The organism is Streptomyces sp. NPDC002328 (assembly GCF_042890065.1).
Taxonomy (GTDB): Bacteria; Actinomycetota; Actinomycetes; order Streptomycetales; family Streptomycetaceae; genus Streptomyces.
The window spans coordinates 1,268,606-1,287,831 of sequence record NZ_JBIARQ010000001.1 but is presented as its reverse complement, the minus strand read 5'-3'; the positions used below and the strand labels follow the sequence as shown (position 1 = coordinate 1,287,831).

14 protein-coding genes are annotated in these 19,226 nt (G+C 67.1%); 5 read left to right on the top strand and 9 right to left on the bottom strand.

The genetic code is table 11. The features are described 5' to 3' along the window. Positions 1-48 precede the first annotated feature (48 nt). A complete protein-coding gene (locus ACFYX4_RS05700) occupies positions 49-1,014 on the top strand; it encodes a GlxA family transcriptional regulator (RefSeq protein ID WP_389326273.1) in 966 nt (321 codons plus the stop codon). A 162-nt stretch (positions 1,015-1,176) separates the two neighbouring features. Beyond that, the gene (locus tag ACFYX4_RS05695; protein ID WP_389326270.1) at positions 1,177-2,091 is read left to right on the top strand and encodes a hypothetical protein; all 915 of its coding nucleotides are present in this window, start codon (positions 1,177-1,179) and stop codon (positions 2,089-2,091) included. 102 nt (positions 2,092-2,193) lie between these two features. On the opposite strand, the gene ACFYX4_RS05690 is transcribed toward ACFYX4_RS05695, so the two are convergent. Continuing rightward, on the bottom strand, positions 2,194-2,514 hold the full coding sequence (locus tag ACFYX4_RS05690; RefSeq protein ID WP_389326267.1) for a hypothetical protein: 321 nt from the start codon (positions 2,512-2,514) through the stop codon (positions 2,194-2,196). A gap of 1,324 nt (positions 2,515-3,838) precedes the next feature. On the opposite strand from ACFYX4_RS05690, the gene ACFYX4_RS05685 reads away from it, so the two are divergent. Further along, positions 3,839-6,469 (top strand): valine--tRNA ligase, encoded by a 2,631-nt coding sequence (locus tag ACFYX4_RS05685; protein WP_389326264.1) that lies wholly within the window; start codon positions 3,839-3,841, stop codon positions 6,467-6,469. A gap of 64 nt (positions 6,470-6,533) precedes the next feature. Here the strand turns inward: ACFYX4_RS05685 and ACFYX4_RS05680 are convergent, their stop codons facing one another. Genes ACFYX4_RS05680 through ACFYX4_RS05670 form a run of 3 tightly spaced genes read right to left on the bottom strand, consistent with a single transcriptional unit; the run spans position 6,534 to position 9,555 of the window. After that, complete coding sequence (locus ACFYX4_RS05680) at positions 6,534-7,457, bottom strand: glycosyltransferase family 2 protein (protein ID WP_389326261.1); 924 nt, start codon at positions 7,455-7,457, stop codon at positions 6,534-6,536. A gap of 20 nt (positions 7,458-7,477) precedes the next feature. Then, positions 7,478-8,152, bottom strand: coding sequence for a class I SAM-dependent methyltransferase (locus ACFYX4_RS05675; protein ID WP_389326258.1), 675 nt, complete (start codon positions 8,150-8,152; stop codon positions 7,478-7,480). Continuing rightward, a complete protein-coding gene (locus tag ACFYX4_RS05670; protein ID WP_389326255.1) occupies positions 8,149-9,555 on the bottom strand; it encodes a hypothetical protein in 1,407 nt (468 codons plus the stop codon). Before ACFYX4_RS05670 ends, ACFYX4_RS05675 begins: the two co-directional genes overlap by 4 nt. Positions 9,556-9,867: 312 nt before the next feature. Between ACFYX4_RS05670 and ACFYX4_RS05665 the strand changes: the two genes are divergently transcribed. After that, complete coding sequence (locus tag ACFYX4_RS05665; RefSeq protein WP_389326252.1) at positions 9,868-11,247, top strand: hypothetical protein; 1,380 nt, start codon at positions 9,868-9,870, stop codon at positions 11,245-11,247. On the opposite strand, the gene ACFYX4_RS05660 is transcribed toward ACFYX4_RS05665, so the two are convergent. The 3 genes from ACFYX4_RS05660 to ACFYX4_RS05650 form a co-directional block, all read right to left on the bottom strand. Beyond that, entirely contained in the window at positions 11,244-12,146 is a 903-nt protein-coding gene (locus ACFYX4_RS05660; RefSeq protein WP_389326249.1) for a phosphotransferase enzyme family protein, read from the bottom strand. The two genes, ACFYX4_RS05665 and ACFYX4_RS05660, sit on opposite strands and share 4 nt — an antisense overlap. 514 nt (positions 12,147-12,660) lie before the next feature. Beyond that, positions 12,661-12,840, bottom strand: a complete 180-nt coding sequence (locus ACFYX4_RS05655) for a DUF397 domain-containing protein (RefSeq protein ID WP_389326771.1) — start codon at positions 12,838-12,840, stop codon at positions 12,661-12,663. A gap of 32 nt (positions 12,841-12,872) precedes the next feature. After that, positions 12,873-13,721 carry a helix-turn-helix domain-containing protein gene (locus ACFYX4_RS05650; RefSeq protein WP_389326246.1) on the bottom strand — a complete coding sequence of 283 codons (849 nt, stop codon included), beginning with the start codon at positions 13,719-13,721 and terminating at the stop codon, positions 12,873-12,875. Between the two features lie 232 nt (positions 13,722-13,953). Between ACFYX4_RS05650 and ACFYX4_RS05645 the strand changes: the two genes are divergently transcribed. After that, complete coding sequence (locus ACFYX4_RS05645) at positions 13,954-14,613, top strand: ATP-binding protein (protein ID WP_389326243.1); 660 nt, start codon at positions 13,954-13,956, stop codon at positions 14,611-14,613. Between the two features lie 37 nt (positions 14,614-14,650). Here ACFYX4_RS05645 and ACFYX4_RS05640 read toward each other — a convergent pair whose 3' ends face one another. Further along, positions 14,651-17,797: a DUF3427 domain-containing protein gene (locus ACFYX4_RS05640; RefSeq protein ID WP_389326768.1), complete on the bottom strand. Its 3,147-nt coding sequence runs from the start codon at positions 17,795-17,797 to the stop codon at positions 14,651-14,653. A 339-nt stretch (positions 17,798-18,136) separates the two neighbouring features. Then, positions 18,137-19,174, bottom strand: a complete 1,038-nt coding sequence (locus ACFYX4_RS05635) for an SEC-C metal-binding domain-containing protein (RefSeq protein ID WP_389326240.1) — start codon at positions 19,172-19,174, stop codon at positions 18,137-18,139. Positions 19,175-19,226: the final 52 nt, after the last annotated feature.

The window sequence follows — 19,226 nt, the reverse complement described above, 5'->3', positions numbered from 1 at the left end:
CCTGCCCACAAGCTTGGCCATAACAGCCCACATGCCTACGCTCTCGCCATGCACACCGTCGCCGTCCTCGCCCTCGACCGGGTCCTCCCCTTCGACCTGTCCGCCCCGATCGACGCCTTCGGCTGGGCGCGGCTGCCCGACGGCCGCGAGGCGTACCGGGTGCGGGTCTGCTCGCCGTACCCGTCCGGGGAGGTGAACGCGGGGCCGTTCACGCTGCGGGCGCCGTACGGCCTGGAGGCCCTCGCGGAGGCGGACACGATCGTCCTGCCCGGCGTCGAGGAGCCGCCCGACCCGTTGCCGGAGGGGGTGGCCGAGGCGCTGCGCGAGGCGGCGGCGAACGGCACGCGCATCGCGTCCATCTGCGTCGGAGCGTTCCTCTTCGCCGCCACCGGGCTGCTGGACGGCCTGCGCGCCACCACCCACTGGATCGCGGCCCGCGACCTGGCCGAGCGCTACCCGAGGGTGACGGTCGACCCGAACGTCCTCTACGTCGACAACGGCCAGTTCCTCACCTCGGCCGGCGCCGCCGCGGCCCTGGACATGTGCCTGCACATGATCCGCAGGGACCACGGCTCCGCCGTCGCCGCGCAGGCCGCCCGGATGTCCGTCATGCCGCTCGAACGGGAGGGCGGGCAGGCGCAGTTCATCGTCCACGACCTGCCGCCGGCGCCCGCCGGGGCCACCCTCGAACCCGTGCTGCGCTGGCTGGAGGACCACTGCGACCGCGACCTCACCCTCGACGAGATCGCGGCCCACGCGGGGATGAGCACCCGCACCCTCAACCGCCGCTTCCGCGAACAGGCCGGGACGACCCCGTTGCAGTGGCTGCACCGGGCCCGGGTGCGGCGCGCCCAGTACCTGCTGGAGACGACGGCCCACCCGGTGGAACGCATCGCGGCCCAGACGGGCTTCGGCTCACCGACGGCGTTCCGGGAACGTTTCCGCAGGGTGGTGGGGACGAGCCCGCAGGGGTACCGGAGGGCGTTCCGCGCGGAGCGTTCGTCTGAAGCCTGACCGGGCCGGGCCGGGCCGGGCTGGGCCGGGCCGGGCTGGGCCGGGCCGGGCTGGGCCGGGCCTGACGCGAACATGATCCCGGCAGGATGATCGGCTAGGGTGGCGGGCCGTGGCACGTGCCAACACGTGAACCACCGTCACGTACTCGGGGGAGACGTCACAGTGAACACCCAGCGCCCAAGTCTGTCGGCCAGGCTGCGCTCGGCGCCCAGCCCGCTCGCCGCCGCTGCGGCGATGGCGGCCGCATCCCGTCCCGACCGCGTCGGGGACCCGATCGTGCAGCGGCTCCAGTCCGGTCGCACCTGGGCCGGCTTCCTGGCATCGGCGGGGATGCTCTTCGCCTACCCGTTGGCCGAGAGCGGCGAGGACATCCTGCTGGGCAAGGTGGTGGACGTGGTAGTCGGCTGCGGGATCGCCTTCCTCGCCGGACTGATCACCCTGAGCGTCTTCATCGGCATGGCGCGCCCCTCGCTCCGCGGCGTCTACGCCCGTCGCCTCACCGGCCCCGGCACCGCGCTCGGCGTCATCCTGCTCGGCGTGGGCGTCTGCGCCGGCGGCACCCTGCTGGGGATGAAGCTGCTGCGGGCGGAGATCATCCCGTGGGAGGACATCCGGGAGGCGGGCAACCTGGCCTGGCTCGGGTCCTTCCTGCTGTTCGTCATCGTGATGGTCATCGGCGCGCTGGTCCTGGCCGTGGTGGCGCTCTTCACGCTGGCCGCCGCGGTGTTCGCGCTCAACTCCTGCTTCCGGGTCGGCGACGTCCACGAACTGCTGCCCGCGCTGATCTCGCCGTTCCTGGTGTGGTCCCTGTTCGCGCTCAGCTTCTTCGACGCCCCCGAAGTGGCCGCCCCACCCCTGGTCCTCTACACCTTCCTCCTGGGCGGCCCGCTCTCCGTGACGGCCCTGTCGATCTGGGAGACACGACGCCTGAGGCAACGCTACGGAGTGACGATGCGATCGGCCCTGGGACGAGGCGGCACCCCGGAATCCACGCACGCCCCGACCCCGACGTACGCGCCGCAGCCGACGTACGCGCCGGACCCGCAGTACCCGTCATACGCCCCTGACCATCCGTAGTCCTAGGCGGAAGGCGGAAGGCGGAAGGCGGAAGGCGGAAGGCGGAAGGCGGAAGGCGGAAGGCGGAAGGCGCGCGACCGCCGCTCCCCTCCCCCCTCCCCCTCACCCCTTCCGGTCGGCAACCGCCCACGACGCGAGCGCGACCGCACCGGCCACGCCGAACACCGACGGCCAGGCGCCCACTTTCTTGGCCAGCGGATGCGACCCGGCGAAGGCGGCGACATACGCGGCGGTCAACGCCCCCGCGGCCTTCCCCCCGGCCCGCTGCCGCCACTGCTGAGCGGCCGCGGCCCCCGCGACGGCAAGCACGACCCCACCCAGCGGCCGCTTCTTGGTCCACCGAGCGACGCCATACCCCCCGACGAGCCCACCAGCGGCAATCACCGAACCGGGAACCCTGCCGACACCGGAACGCTCAGCCATCACAACCCACTTTCATCACAAGAGAAGTGACTACGAGGCTAACGCGCGGCCCCTGCCCCGGCCCGGGGCGGACCTGCCGCCGACAGTCCCGCTCCAACACACCTGAGCTCGTGAACTCGTGAGCTCCTGAGTAACGTCATCCCCCACCAGCCGCCGCCGTACGGACGAACAATGCACTGGCGGCGCGGGTGGGAGGCCGAAAACTGCCACGGTTGGATGAGACAACCGGCCGTGAGGTCCAGACGAGAGATGGACACGCCCTTGCTCCCCGGCTAACCAGATCAGAACCCTCCTGAGGGAACTGGACGACCCCTCCCACCTGGAACGCCCCCGAAACTTCGGCCTGAAAGCTTCGGCGCACCGTTTCGCCCGTCTCACGCACGCATGTGAGCGACGCTTCGGCCCGTTTTGCGACAGCTACCTGTACCAGGACGCCAGCGCCTACGGCGGAATCTCGATCCCCGCAGACAAGACGGGCCTCGGCCGCCCCCTGACGGTGAGGATGAGCAACTTCGGCGGCTTCGTCACCGCGATGACGGCCGACTGGTCCGACCCTGCCCCCACGGAGGGTCTGACCGACGAATTCGTGGCCTGGCTCGACGACGTCTGCACGGCCGCAGACGGTGTCTTCGTCCCCCTCACCTTCTTCCTCGAGCCGTATGAGGGCCCGAACCTCCCGGGAGGACGAAGCCGCCGAAGCGGTACTGGCGGCGTATGCGGCCGGCACCGGACTAGACGCGGAAGACGAGGAGGAATGGTCACCGGTGTGGGCCGATCGGTACCTCACCTACATGTGAACCGCCGCATACACCACCCGGTCCACGAACCGTGCACACCTGCCATGCAGACGGTGCACAGCCCGCACCCGCGACCCGCCACCCGGCGACGCACCTTCCTCCTCCCCGACCGCCCCCGCCGCCCCACCCCTGGGCCGCCCGGCCACCCCCTCACCCGCGGTGGAGGGGCGAGAGTCAAGGGTGGAGCGAAGCGAAATCGGCGCAGCCGACGCCCGAAGGGCGCCCTTGACGCTCGCCCCGGAACCGCCACCCTCCCCAAAGCCGTGCGGCCATGGCCCACTTGACGCCAACCCTCACAAAGACTCCTCACCGTGTGAGGGGCCAACGGCGTTGAGCCCTGCGCTTCATCCCACCTCATGGCGCGATCCCGCTGCGGCCGGGGGTAGGCTAGGAACCGGCCGCACGGGAGTGTTCTTGGTCACACTCGAATTACCTCCGTGCGGCCACTTTTCTGTCCTGGCCGTGGCCCCGGCGTGCGCGCAATAGTCAGGCGAGGCGAGGAGTGCCACGACCTTAGAATGGCCGTCGTGACCGACAACACTCAGCGCCCCGACAGCGGGCCTAACAGCGCCCCCGAACTGCCGACCCAGTACACGCCGGCCGAGGTAGAGGGGACGTTGTACGAGCGCTGGGTAGAGCGCGGTTACTTCGAGGCCGACGCGAAGAGCGACAAGCCCGCGTACACCATCGTCATCCCGCCGCCGAACGTCACCGGATCCCTGCACCTGGGCCACGCCTTCGAGCACACGCTGATCGATGCCCTCACCCGCCGTAAGCGCATGCAGGGCTACGAGACGCTGTGGCAGCCCGGCATGGACCACGCCGGTATCGCCACCCAGAACGTCGTCGAGCGGGAGCTCGCCAAGGAAGGCAAGTCCCGCCACGACCTGGGTCGCGAGGCGTTCGTCGAGCGGGTCTGGCAGTGGAAGGCCGAGTCCGGCGGTCAGATCGCCGGGCAGATGCGGCGTCTGGGTAACGGCGTCGCGTGGAGCCGCGACCGCTTCACCATGGACGAGGGTCTGTCCCGTGCCGTCCAGACCGTCTTCAAGAAGATGTACGACGACGGCCTGATCTACCGCGCCGAGCGCATCATCAACTGGTGCCCGCGCTGCCTGACGGCCATCTCGGACATCGAGGTCGACTACCAGGACGACGACGGCGAGCTCGTCTCCATCAAGTACGGCGAGGGGGACGACACCGTCGTTGTTGCCACCACGCGCGCGGAGACCATGCTCGGTGACACCGCCGTCGCCGTTCACCCCGACGACGAGCGCTACAAGCACCTCGTCGGTCGGCGCATCGCGCTGCCGCTGACGGGCCGCACGATTCCCGTCGTCGCCGACACCCACGTCGACCCGGAGTTCGGCACCGGCGCCGTCAAGGTCACGCCCGCCCATGACCCCAACGACTTCGCCATCGGCCAGCGGCACGGCCTGGAGTCGCTGACCGTCATGGACGAGCGCGGTGTCATCACGGTTCACGGGCCCTTCGAGGGACTTGACCGCTTCGAGGCGCGTTCCGCGATCGTCGCCGCGCTGCGCGCCGATGGCCGGATCGTGGCGGAGAAGCGGCCGTACGTCCACTCGGTGGGCCACTGCTCGCGCTGCAAGACGACCCTTGAGCCGCGGCTGTCCCTGCAGTGGTGGGTGAAGGTCGAGACGCTCGCCAAGGCCGCGGGGGACGCGGTCCGCGACGGCCGGGTGGATATCCACCCCGCCGACCTGTCGCAGCGGTACTTCGACTGGGTCGACAACCTCAACGACTGGTGCATCTCACGGCAGTTGTGGTGGGGTCACCGCATTCCCGTCTGGCACGGCCCGAACGGCGAGACCGTGTGCGTCGGCCCCGACGAGCAGCCGCCGACCGGCGAGGGCTGGGAGCAGGACACCGATGTCCTCGACACCTGGTTCTCGTCCGGCCTGTGGCCCTTCTCCACGCTGGGCTGGCCCGAGAAGACCGCGGACCTGGCCAAGTTCTATCCGAACTCGGCAATGGTCACCGGCTACGACCTGATGTTCTTCTGGGTCGCGCGGATGATGATGTTCGGCCTGTACGCGATGGACGGCGCGATCCCCTTTCGCACCATCGCGTTCCACGGCATGGTCCGTGACGAGCACGGCAAGAAGATGTCGAAGTCGTTCGGCAACACGGTCAATCCGCTGGACTGGATGGACAAGTACGGCTCGGACGCTCTGCGGTTCACGCTCGCGCGGGGTGCCAACCCCGGTACCGACGTGCCGATCGGCGAGGACTGGGTCCAGGCGTCCCGGAACTTCGCGAACAAGATCTGGAACGCGACGCGGTTCGCGATGATGAACGGCGCCACGATCGAGGGCGAGCTGCCCCCGGTCGAGCAGCTGTCGGCCACGGACCGTTGGATCCTGTCCCGGCTGAACACCGTCGTGGCCGAGGCGGACGCGTACTACGACGACTACCAGTTCGCGAAGCTCGCCGATGCTCTGTACCACTTCGCGTGGGACGAGGTCTTCGACTGGTACGTCGAGCTGTCCAAGACGACGTTCATGGCCGGCGGCGACGCGGCCAAGGTCTCGGCACGCGTCCTGGGCGAGGTCCTGGACGTGACGCTGCGACTGCTGCATCCCGTCGTTCCGTTCGTGACGGAGACGCTGTGGACCACGCTCACCGGCGGCGAGTCCGTCGTGATCGCCGAGTGGCCGGCGGACAGCGGCTTCCGCGATGCCGCGGCCGAGGCGGAGATCGAGAGCCTCCAGCAGGTGATCACCGAGGTTCGCCGCTTCCGCTCGGACCAGGGCCTGCAGCCCGGTCAGAAGGTCCCCGCCCGCCTGGACCTGGCGGGTACGCAGCTCGCCGCCCACGAGGCCGCCATCCGTCAGCTGCTCCGGCTCCAGCCGGAGGGTGACGGCTTCAGCGCCACGGCGACCCTCCCGGTCGCCGGCGCCACGGTCGCCCTCGACCTGTCCGGCACGATCGACGTCGCGGCCGAGCGTAAGCGGCTGGCCAAGGACTTGGCTGCGGCGGAGAAGGAGAAGGCCCAGGCGGAGGCCAAGCTCGGCAACGAGGCGTTCCTGGCGAAGGCGCCGGACAACGTGGTCGAGAAGATTCGGACCCGTCTGACGAAGGCCGAAGAGGACATCGTCCGGCTGCAGAACCAGATCAATAACCTGCCGCTTGCCTAGTAGCCAGACCAGCGAGGAAGCCCCGGACACATCGTCCGGGGCTTCCTTCATGGAGCGGGCGCGGCTACGGGATGCCGAGGGCCTCGAATGGGCTCGACAGGGAGAACTGCCGCTGGCGGGCGACCACGAGGGCCTGTTCGAGGTCGAACTCGGCCATCCGGATCAGGTCGACGAGCCGGGACGGCTTCGAGGCGAGGACAAGGCGCGTGATGTCCTCGGCCGTGTCGTCGCGGTTGAAGTGGTGCCGGAAGAGGTCGAGGTTCTTCTCCACCACCAGCAGGGTCATGTCGAACTCGGAGATCTCAACGTTGGAGACCCGTCGGCTGCGCGAGTGGACCCGGTATTCGTGCAGCGGGCCGGCGATGCACACGATGCCGTTGTGGTCGCCCCTGCGGAAACGCCCGGCAAGGAGGTTCACGGCGAACGCCCAGTCGCCCCACTTTCGTACGTGCGGGTCGTAAAGGCCTCCCAGGACGGCGTCGTCGCGGCGGTAGACGATCGAGGTGGGCACGTGGTGCTTGCGCAGGACCAGCTCCTCACGGCACGGGTAGGAGGAGATGGTGAGCCCGTCGAAGTCGCCGATCATCCGGGACATGGTGTGGACGAAGGCCACGTGCTTGTGGGCCTTCAGCAGCTTGACGGCTCGGTCCGGGTAGCTGCCGTCCCTCAGCAGCTCGGGCGCCGTGGCGAGCCGGTCGTCGGCGTCGAGCTGCATCACGTACTCGAAGCTTGCGGTGTCGATGCCGGTGTTCCTCGCGGCATGGTGCCCGTTGTGCTCCTGGCGGACGATGCGGACCCCGGCGCGCTCGGCGCACTGCGAGATGGCACGAAGCGTGCGGTCGTCGTCGGAGCCGTCATCCACGACCACGACTTCGTACGGGAACGTATGGGGCTGCTGGATCAGGGACTCCACGGCTTCGACGAGATAGTCCCCCGAGTTGAAGCAGGGGATGACGAAGCTGATCCCTTCGGACGTGCTCGCCTTCAAGGCGTTCTCCCTGTCTTGGATCAGGCTGCCCGGTTGGCGGCGATGACGGTGGCCCGGGTCGCTTCGAAGCAGTTGCGTCCGGTTCGGCTGTCCTGTTCCGCGTGCTCGGACCAGAGCAGCGTGAGGTCCCAGCCGTCGTAGATCCGCTCGATGACGCGTTGGAAGACGTCCGGGGAGTAGCCGGCTTCCCCCTCGATACGCAGCAGTTGGCCGTCCGTAGATCTTCGGGTGATTCTCGTGAAGACTTCGAGGTAGTGGTAGTTCCCCCCACGCGCATGAGTGACCGCGTTCGTGAGGAGGGACTCGACGTCGCGTCTTGCGAGGTAATGCAGGATGTCCTTGGCGACGATGACCCCGAAGTCCTCATCGATGGCGAAGTCCTCGGCGAGGCATTCTCGTGGGTCGATCCGGTGGGCCCAATTGCCGGCGCCGCGGATACGGCGAAGAAGCGAGTTGCGGGGGATCTGATCGACGGCTGTCACGCGGAATCCTGCGCGCGCTAAGTCGATGGTGTAGTTCCCGGCCCCGTACCCCAGATCCAGTGCGGTACGTGGGGTCCCGTCTCCGATGGATTCGAGGAGGGTGTTGAACCGCTCCGAGGTGGCGGCCTGGAGGTTCTCCGCGGTGTTCCGGCCCCGCCGGATCGCGTCCGCGTAGAAGGCGTGCACGGACGCCTTCGAAACTGGCTGATTCATGAATGACTCCTCTGGCCTGGAAGGTTTGGAGCAGCCAGTACCTGGAAAGGCACCGCGACCAGACGTCCAGGAGTGAGCACCGACGAGGCGAGTGCCTCGGTGACCTGCATGGGCCGGAGATGGCTCGCGAGGGAACTGCGGTGCTCGGAGCCGCGCAGCCAGTGCTCCATGAGTCGGCGGTTGCTGTCGCTGTGGAACAGCCCGTCGAACGACTCCTCCGACACGTACTGCTCGTCGGGCAGAAGCGCGGCGTTGGCGCGTGTGGTCACGCGGGCGAACGCATCGATCCTGTCCGCGCCGGCACCTCGGGGGATGTCGTAGCAGTGGACGTGAGTGGAGAACAGCGTCGACAACTGGGCCTCCAGGTCGACGCTCGATGTGCGGCCGTTGACGTTGTAGAGGCGGTCCGGGAGTTCGGCCCAGTCGCGAATGGAGGGGGTGGTTTGTTCGAAGCACAGGGTCCCGAGCGAGACGGTCCTCCCCGTCGCCGCATCCACCAGGCGGAACGCAGAGGTCACATCGGTCTCGCCGAACCGGGAGCCCGCATCCGAGTCCGCCGACCACCGCGCGCCGCCGTCCTGGAACCTGCCGGCGATCGGCTGCGAGATGCGCTGGTGCTGGTCGATGGGAAAGGCGCCGAAGGAGCTGACCTCCAGCTTGAGCCGGCACTCGGGGAAGAGCTCCGAGTTGAGTGCCAGGATCTGGGTCGCGAGGTCCACGTAGTGGTACGCGCCGTGCATCATCATCCCGTAGCCGTACTTGTACGGGTGATCGTCGCGGCTCTCGAACTCGCGCTGGAGGTTCCACACACCGCCGGCGGCCCGGAGATGGAAGGAAGTCAGGGGTGCTTCCCACCTCTCCATCCGGTCCCTCAGCGACGCGAGGACCTTCTCGTTGTAGATCTGGTGGTACCGGCTCAACGTCATCACCGAGTGCTTTGCGGAGGAGTCGGCAGCGACACCGATGAGTTCCTTCATGGTCTTCGTGATGTACGAGGGCTTGAACCGACCGTCGACGACGGGAGCCAGGACGGGCTTCTCGACCAGCGAGTCGATGTGGTTCTGCACACAGAACCGGAGGTATGCCTCGTGGGCCCGTACCTCCGTGGCGATGTAAACCTTCGTCGGTACGCCGGGTACTCGCAGGCGTTGGACGGCGGCCGCGATGAGCTCTTGCGGTGTCTCCCGTACTCGGTCGCCGGAATCCGACAGGTAAACGACTCCTCGCGGCTTCACGCCGGCCGCATTTATGCGCCTGTCGATTGCTGTCCGCTGAGACTCCAGATCGATGATGGAATAGGACTCGATGTAGCCGGTCCTGATGGCATCGCCAATGCACGGCAGGTACTTGTTAGCGACGATCTCATCGAAACCGATCACGATGAGGTGGTGAGCTGATATCACGGGACCACCTTTCCAAGGAGCTCAGAAGTCATGGATGATGGGCTGGTTTTGGGCGCGCGCCACCAAAGGCCCGTACGGCAATGGAGGCGACGCATGAATGCTTTCCGTGCCGTCAACCCATGGATTCGACTCGGAACCGCCGACCTTCCCTTACAGCGGCGATTCCAACTGTCGCCGTGCGAAGGCGACTTCGGGAGCGTGCACTGGGGGGTGTACTCGTGCACTCCTGTGCGCGAACCCCCTGCACCCGGGCTATGACCTGCGTAGAGTGACTGTGCGTCGAGCTGGCACAGCGGCCGTTTGGGGGGTCCGATGGCAGACCGGAACGCCAGGCTGGCCGCGCTCATGCAGGAAGCGGACTTCTCGAACAAGTCGCTCGCCCGCGCAGTGGTTGCCGCTGCGGTTCGATCAGGAGAAGACGCCACCTGCGATCACACCTACGTCACCCGGTGGCTCAAGGGCTCGATACCGCGGGGCAACATGCCGCAGTTCATCGCCGACGCCATCGGGACCAAGCTCGGACGTCACATCACCATCGATGACACCGGGATGGGCGACGCGGCCGTGTCCGCCGTACAGCCTGACCTGGGGCTCGAATTCGCAGGCGACCCTGAGGCCACGGCCAAGACCTTGGCCGACCTGTGGCGCGCCGATCTGGCCGAGGCCAAGCCGTTGGTTCGAGCACTGCCGGACTCTGCTGCGTGGAACACCGCCACTCTGCGGTGGCTCGTCGCCCCGCCGGACGTAGAGCTGACGCGGACAGGCAACCGGGCGATCGGCACGGTGGACGTGGAAATGGTGCGCTCAACCGCCGAAGCATTCAGCATGCTGGACGGGAAGTTCGGTGGCGGCCATGCCCGACGCGCGCTCATTCAGTACCTGCACACGGATGTCCGGCCGATGCTCGGCGGGCAGTACTCCGACACCGTGGGCAAGCAGCTGCACTCAGCCGTAGCCGAAGCGCTCTTGTTGGCCGGATGGATGTCGTACGACAGCGGCCTGCACAGCATCGCTCAGCGGTACTTCATTCAGGCCCTGCGCATGGCGCAGACGGCTGCTGACAGGCTCCTGGGCGGAAGTGTCCTGTCGGCGATGAGCCATCAGGCCACGTTCATGGGGCGGTACCAGGACGCTGTGACTCTCGCCCGCGCCGCGTGCGCAGGGCCGGCCGCGGCCCTTGGGCCGACGATGGCCGCGCAATTCCGTGCGATGGAGGCGCGGGCTCTGGCTCGTCTTGGCGACGAGCGAGGCTGTGACCTGGCCTTGGTGGATGCGGAACGCAAGCTCGACCAGAGGACAGCCGACAGCGACCCGCCGTACATCGCGTACTTCGACGAGGTGGAACTGGCGGCAGAGATCGGCCACTGCTTCCGAGACTTGAGACGTTCCGTCGAAGCCACGGCGCGGGGCACCGGCTCCATCTTCGGCGACGGCATGAACAACCGAAGCGACTTCTTCGCGACGATGGTGTTGGCCGAGGCCTACCTCAACCAAGGTGAGATCGGCCGCAGCTTCGAGATCGCCATGAGCGCGTTGGGCCTCGGCGAGGGGCTCAAGTCGGAACGCTGCGTGCAGTACGTTCGGGAGTTCCAAGGCTGCGTCACGAACCACATGCGGCGGGCCGCGGAGTTCCGCGACTTCGCGGAACAGGCCAGGGCCTTCCGTCTCTGGCAGCAAGCCGCAGCCGCCTAGAACGGTGCCCAATCCCGTCGGGAGCCACCTGACCGCAAAGTTTCGACACGCTTCTCGACCTCTTCGGCGGCGCCTGGATCCATGCCGGCGTTTTGCGCGAGCCACGCGACCATCAACAGTTCGCGGACGCTCCGGAGCACGGTGTACCCGGACCATTGCCGGACGTCGAAGCCGTAACCTGCAACGAAGTCAACGTATTCGGCCTCCGTGTGCCAGCCGAAGCTGTCGTAGTACATGGCCGTCTGTATGAGGTCCCACTCGCGGGGACCGGCAGCGAAGCCGTCCAGATCGATGACCTTCGGGTGTCCTTCGGCGTCCCGCAAGACGTTGCCGACGTTGAAGTCACCGTGCAGATGCCCTGACGGAAGGACGAACTCCAGCCTTCCGTACGCAGCCGCCAACTCGCCTGCCAGTCTGGATAGATACGCGCGATTCTCGGCACGGATCTCAGCACGCCTCAGACGCTGATCGACTTTGTCGAAGGGGCGGAGGTCGGGCAGTGAGAACTGCGGTGGCTCCAGTCCGTGGAGCTGACGCAAGAGCTCGCCCATCTCACGTGTGCTGGCGTATTTCTCACCGTCGGCCAGCGCCTCCCAGAAGGTCACGGGGTGTCCCTCGACGACAAGAGGCTGTTCAGTCGCCCTGACGAGTCGGGCGGACGGGTAGCCCTGGGTCGTGAGCCAATGCGCAACGGCCACCTCTCGGCGCACGGACGGCAGCCGGTCCGCGTGGCGGCCGACGCGAGAGACGATCCGGCCGCCGTGGATGCGGAACACCGCATGGTCACCGAGTCGCAGCAGTTCGACTCCGTCGGGGTCCAGTCCGGCCAGATCGCAAGCTCGACGCAGGATGCTCTCCGCCGCCGCGGAGTCGAACGCGGTTCGTTCGCTCATCGTCATGCCGTCTGCCCCTCCTGTGCAACGAGCAGAGCGACGGTGACCCGCTCCGGCGTCGCTCCTTTGCCGACCTGCCGCCATCCCCCCGGCCGCGCGACGGCGGACCGAACCTCTGTCTGCGAGGTTCCGAGCGAGTCGCACAGCTCCTTCACGGGGGACGAGCGGCCGTCCGCTTCGAAATCGTCATCGCTCATAGAGCGCTCAGAGCCCCGCGAGTACCTACCGTCCGAACTGGCACCTGGCACGTCAGTTCCTCTCGCGTCGCTCCGCCACTCGGTAGCTAGGGTTCCACGTACAAGCGGCAAGTGGCCCATGCGCTTACACCGCGAAGACGCTTTCGTCCGGGGCACCGCGACGATCGCGACCATCGGAGGGAGGCGACGGTAGATGGGTGGCCCGAGCAGTACACCGCGTGGCGGCGCCTGTTCCAGTTCCTGTCGCAGCGCTTCGACGGCCTGTTCCGCTCCGAGGGCCTTCGCTCGATCGGCTGCCCTGCCCGTGCGTGATGCATGTTCCCTCAGCGTGCCGAATCCGCATGTGCGGCAGCTGCCACGAAAGAGCGCCAAGCCCTGTTCCCGATGGCCATAACGGCCCCCTCGGGCCGCTTGGAGTCTCGTACGACGGCGCCGTGCTCCGTCAGCCGACACTCGACGCACTCCCCGCCTGCCCCGTTGCTGTAGGACGATGTGAACCACACCGGACGGCTGTCCTCGCTGCGCGCTGCAATGCTCACGTTGCGTATTCCTTCAACACCGTTTCGATCACCTGGGTCGAGCGTCGAGGGCTCAGTGCCGCGGCCCGCAGACCGTCGAACGCTCGGGTGTACTCCCGTACATGATGCTCGCCTTCGAGGTAGACGGCATCGGTGATGCCGTCCCGATAGACGAGGTCGGGATCTTCCGGTGCGGGAAAGCCCAGCATGGTGAAGGAACCCGTGGCCGGATACGTGCCGGAGTCGAAGGGGAGGATCTGTAGCGTCACGGCCGGCAACCGGGCGACTTCCAGGACGCGTTCGAGTTGCTCTCGCATCAGGGTGCGGTCCCCGATGGTGTTGCGCAGCGCGCCTTCGTGGACGACGAACCAGGATTCGGGGGCGTCCGCGCGGCTGAGCATGGCCTGGCGCTCCATGCGGACGCGGACGGCTCTGTCGATGTCCTCGACCGACAGGTGCGCACCGGTCGTGTGGAGCTCCGAGGCGTACTCGGGGGTCTGCATGAGGCCGGGGATCAGCTCGCACTGGTACTGGCGGACGGTGGACGCGTCCTGCTCCAGGCCGATGTAGACGTTGAACCACTCAGGGACCCCGGAGCCGTGTACCTGCCACCAGCCCCGCATCTTGGCCTGCCGGGCCAACGACTTGAGGAACTCCCGCAGTTCGTCGCCGGTGTCGTAGAAGCGGCACAGGGCGTCGATGTCGGAGGGCTGGACGCGCCCGCTGCCCGTCTCCATGCGGTTCACCTTTGAGCCGCTCCAGTCCAGGGCCTCGCCGACCTGCGCGCACGTGAGTGCGCTCTGCTCGCGGAGCCTCTTCAGCTCGATCGACAGACGACGCCGGCGTGCCGTGGGTGATCCGGCCATAGCAAACCCCGTTTCGGATAGCGGGCGTTCAGTCTCGCGCCAAGGGGTGGGACTGCCAATCACTCGGAAGTGGGAATCCCTCCGTGCACATTGCAGAAAGGGATGCGCATCCCGCACTCTGTCGATCGACGGCAACTCAAAGTGATGCCCCATGACTCTGGGTGGTTCATGGGGGTCGTCGTGACGAAAGGGGATTCTCGTGGGTCAGGATTTCGTGGGCCGGGGATCATGCGTGGCGCGCAAGCCGTGGGATCTCGCCTTCACGGCCGAAGCGACGGAGGTGGCCGGCCTGCGCCGGGTCATGCGGTTGCATCTGGGCATCTGGGGGCTGCACGGAGTCACCGACGAAGCCCAGCTGTGCGTCAGCGAGTTGGTGTCCAACGTCATCACGCACGTCGGCCCGGGCACCCCGGCCACCCTCGCGGTCTCGATGAACGGCGTGCATCTGCGCATCGAGGTGCACGACCCCGACACCCGCGCCCTGCCCACCCTGCTCGGTGCCGACGCCGACTCGGAGGGCGGCCGGGGTATGGCCCTCGTCGACGCGGTCGCCGACCGGTGGGGCGTCGAACTCGGCCCGGACCGCAAGGTCACGTGGTGCGAACTGGCGACGGGCCTCGCGTCACCGGAGGGTCATCGCGAGGGCCCCGGCGTGCGCCGCGCCGAGGCTCTGCTGGGGCTGTACACGGACGCCGGACCGCCCCTCCCGGCCGGTGCGGGCAGACTCGCGAGGACCATGGCCGAGGAGTCCGTGATCGCCGTCATCACGGACTTCCTCCACTGGCTCCGGGCGCACGGGTGCGACGTGGAGGACGCCGTGGACCGCGCTCAGGCGCGCTACGACGCCGAACTGAACGGTATCGCCGATGGGTGGGCCAGCAGGTTGCACTGAGACGCGGCCACCCATGACTCGCGAGCCGCGGGACGATTTACCCAGCGGCGATCGTGGAGTACGTCCACACGTCAGCCGGAAGGTCGTGCTTCAGTCGCCACGTGATCGCCATCGGCTTGCTACCCGTGTGCTTGTCGTAGGTCGCCGGGCCGAGGAGCATCCAGGGGTGTGGCTTGCCGATGTCGGTGTTGCTGTAACGGCGGACGAACAGTAGGACGTGGCTGCCTTGCTGCTCGTGCTGGCGATACCGCAGACCGGTCGGTGACGTTTCAGCGGTCGCGTTTTGGGACTCCCAGTGGAAGAGTTCCGGGCTCAGGGCGTAGTCCTTGTAGCGAACCGTGGGGGAGAAGTCCTTTTCGTTCTTCTCCAACGTGATGAGAAGGGCGTCGGTTTTGATCTCCTCCACCCACTGGACACCTTGAGCGAAAGAGCGGGGCATCTGGCCGCCGAAGCGAGCCACACCGAGAGCGGCCAGGATTTCGGAGCGGTTGTAGGAGCTGTGGATCTTCAGGGGGATCCCGCGGTGGCTGTCCGGCAGGGGGATGGGGAAGTGGTCGGCCCGCTCCATGACATGCGACAACACCTGTCGGAGCTCATCGCGGAACGCTGCTTGGTCGCGGAGTGAATCAAGGCCCTGCTGGTAGCTCGTGAAGCCGCCCGCGTTGTCCCACAGGTTGAAGAAGAGCATGCGGGCGTAGGCCTGGTCGGTCGGGTTCAGGGCCTCGTATGGCGGAGCGTCGTCGGCGAGGAGGCGAAGGTATGCCTCGGCCCGGTCGGGGTCGTCGACGTGGAGAAAGGCGTGGACCCGCTTGAGAAGCGCAGCTTCACCGGACGGTGCGGGCTCTTTGACGATGCCGGCCCGCCTGAGCACACCTGTCCACGAGTTGTCGCTCTTGTAGAGCTCCTTGATTTCGCGCCGACTCTCACGGAGGTAGTCGGCCAGTCGCAGAGTGTCGTACGCCTTCACCTCGTTGACCAACGTCTTGACGGTGGCGCCGATTTGAGTGCGGATGTTGGCGAGTACGAGTTCCTTGGACTTGCCTTCCAGGATGATCTGGCATCCGGAGGGAAGCTGCGGGAAGTCATGCTCGATGTGATCGACGAGTCGGTTGCGAGAGAGGTTGGTGAGAGCCCGGAACTGCTCCTCGAAACGGAACTCCACCCTGTGCTGGCCGATGAAGTCAAGAACGGTGAGCACGGGCTTGGAATCAGTGCGGCGCAGCCCGCGGCCAAGTTGCTGGAGAAAGACGGTCGCACTGTTGGTGGGGCGCAGGAGGAGCAGCGTATCGACGTCGGGGATGTCGAGGCCCTCATTGAACAGGTCGACGGAGAAGATGACCTGGAGCTTGCCGTCACGCAGGTCAGCAAGCGCCTGGGCGCGCTCTCCCGCCGGCGAGTCGCTGTCCAGAGCCACGGCCTGGAAGCCAACCTCACGGAAGAAGTCGGCCATGAAGTGGGCGTGCGCCTTGGTCACGCAGAAGCCCAGGGCCCTCATGGCGCCCGGCTCGGACACCTTGTCTCGGATCTGCTTGACGACGATGCGGGCTCGGGCCTGGTTGCCCGTGTAGAGATTGCCGAGCTCGGTTTCCGCGTAGGTGCCCTTGGCCCATCCAAGGTTGGTCAGATCTGTACCGTCGGGGATGCCGAAGTAGTGGAAGGGGCAGAGGAGGTCGTTCTCGAGTGCCTCCCACAGCCGCATCTCTGCTGCAATGCGGCCTTCGAAGAACTCGTCCTGCACGTTGAGCCCGTCCATCCGCTCCGGAGTGGCGGTGAGGCCCAACAACTGCTTCGGCTTGAAGTGATCTATGACCCGTCGGTAGGTGGCGGCGGTGGCGTGGTGGAACTCGTCAATGACGATGATGTCGAAGTGATCAGGAGCTAGTTGTTCCAAGCGCCGCATGTTGAGGGACTGGACACTCGCGAAGACATGGTCCCAAGCCTGGGGCTCTTGGCCGCTGTGGAGCAGCTCTCCGAAGGAAGCGTCATCGAGGACCTCCCGGTACGTCCGCACAGACTGCCGAAGAATTTCCTTGCGGTGAGCTACGAACAACAGACGCGGGCGTTTGACGTCGAGATCCTTGGCGAGGCCGCGATAGTCCAAGGCCGCCATGACCGTTTTGCCGGTTCCCGTGGCTGCAACGAGAAGGTTGCGGTCACGGCCTCGGATCTCCCGCTCGACTCGAAGACGTTCGAGCATGTCCCGCTGGTGCGGGAAGGGGCGTACTTCGAGGCCTGAGAGGTTGATCTTCAGGTCAGTGGAGGACGTGCTGCCACTTGCCTGCGCGAGGGCCTGATCCAGACGTTCGCTGTGATGGTCCGGGTCGTACGGTTCGAAGGCAATGTCGTTCCAGTACGCATCGAAGGTCGCCTCGAACTTGCCGAGCACTGCGGGCGTGGCGATCGACGACAGTCGTACGTTCCACTCAAGGCCATCCAGCAGCGCGGCCTTCGACAGGTTGGAGCTACCGACGTACGCTGTATCGAAGCCGCTGTTGCGACGAAACAGCCATGCCTTCGCATGCAGGCGCGTGGAGCGCAGTTCGTAGTTGACCTTGACCTGAGCGCCGAAGTCGCGGACGAGTCGGTCGAGCGCATGGCGGTCAGTGGCACCGATGTAGGTAGTCGTGATGACACGGATCGGTACGTTGCGCTCCTTCGCGGCGCGCAGGGAGTCCTCCAGAACGCGGATTCCGTACCACTTCACGAAGGCGCAGAGCAGATCGATGCTGTCAGCGGTGGCTAGTTCGGCCCTCAGCTCGGCGCCCAAGCTGGGGTCTTCGGGCGAGTTGGTGATGAGCGAAGTCTCGGAGAGCGGAGTGAGAGGACGCATTGCGTAGACCCCGGGGGCTTCCTGCTCAGCGAGAGCCAGTAGCTGCCGTGGACCTTCGACGATGGTGCTTGCTGCCTCCGTGTCGTGCTGGTCAGGCGCGGCAGCAGCCAAGGACTGCAAGATGCGGTTGGCGACCGTGACCTGCTCGGCATGCGGCAGTTGACTCAGCTTGCGCGCCACGGCTTCACCGATGTGGCGAGCAAGAACATGAGGGGAGGACTCGGGGCTCACCTCGGCGTCGATAGCCTTCCAGCCCGCGGCCTCAAACTCTTCGAGCTCGGCGTGTATGCCATGGGTGATCAACTTTTCGTAGACACCCGCGATCGGCTCCGACCGCCCCCCAGTTCCCGCCACGACTGCTCCCCTGATCCCTCGTGGTTCTTGCGCACGATCACTCGTGCCGACGTGGATCTGTTTTAACAGCAGCCACTGACATTTGAAGGATCCGATGCCAAAGAAGATCGAGACAGGGGCGAACGTCTTCTGGGTTCGGGTGATGACGACCCGGCGGGGGTCGCCGGGGTCGTAGCGGGCGATCAATCACCTTGTAGCCGGGGTGGAGTTCGTGACGGTCCGGGTTGACGGGGGCGGCGGTAGGGCTGGTTGTTCGGGCCGTGGGTTCGCCGCGGCTGTCCAGGTGGCGTAGGGCTCGGGGGTCGGCGAGGGCTCGGTGGGTGATGCGGAGGCCGTAGGTCAGTTAGCCCGCGGCGGCGATGTCTGCGTGGTGCCGTGGCACGTCTCGTACGGCTGGTTCGAGCCGCACCAGCACCCCGCCCCCCTCTCCGGCGGCCACGCCGTCGCTCGGCCTCGGGCTGCCAGTGTCGTGGCGTACTGGGGGAGCAGGGTCGTGTCGTCCGGGGCGGAGCCCTCCGAGGCTGCGAAGGCCTCGTAGGAGGGGACCGTGCCGGTGACGATGCCCAGGTTCGGGGTGCCGGACGTCGACAGTTCGCGCAGGGACGTCTCTATCGTCGTGAGGTGGTCGGGGTGCGAGGGGTACTCCAGGGCCAGCGACGGGTACGCCGACAGCAGTTCCGTCAGTTCGTCCGCCGGCCAGTGCAGGACGGCGACCGGGAACGGGCGGGACAGGGCCTCCCGGAACGTGCCCAGCTCCGCCCGCAGGCGGGAGATCTCCGCCGCCAGCTCCAGCGGGTTGTCCGAGCCCAGGGACCACACCCGCTTCGGGTCGTGAAGTTCGTCCAGGGAGACGGGGGACGAGTGCAGCGCGTCCGCCAGCGTGTCCCATTCGTCGTGGGCCGCGCCCAGCATCCGCCGTACCCGGTGGCGGCCGAAGAGGAGGGGGTGGGTGGCGTACGGGGGTTTCGGTACGTCCGTCAGCAGCAGCCGCGCCGCCTCCGTGAACGTCTTCTCCGCCGCCTCCAGCTCGTCGTGGGCTTCCAGGGCCTCCGCGACGATCACCCAGGGGGCCGGTTCGCGCGGGGCTGCCGCCCGGATTCCCTCGATGATCGCGCGGGCCTCGGCCTCGTGGCCGTACTCCCACAGGTTCGACGCCTTCAGGGCTCTGATCAGGTGCGGGTCGTCCAGCGTGGCCCCGGAGGACAGCAGGCGGTCGTAGAGCGCGGTCGCGGCGGGGCGGTCGCCGGACAGTTCCAGGTGGGCCGCGGCCTGGAGCAGCAGGGCCTCGGCGTCCTCGGGATACAGGCCGGCGGTCCGCTCCAGGCGTGCCGCTTCGGCGGTGTGGTCGACGTTCTCGGCAGGCGTGTCGGGGCGCATGACCGACACCGTACTGCCCACCGGTGTCAAAGGTGAGACCCGCAGGCCAGGA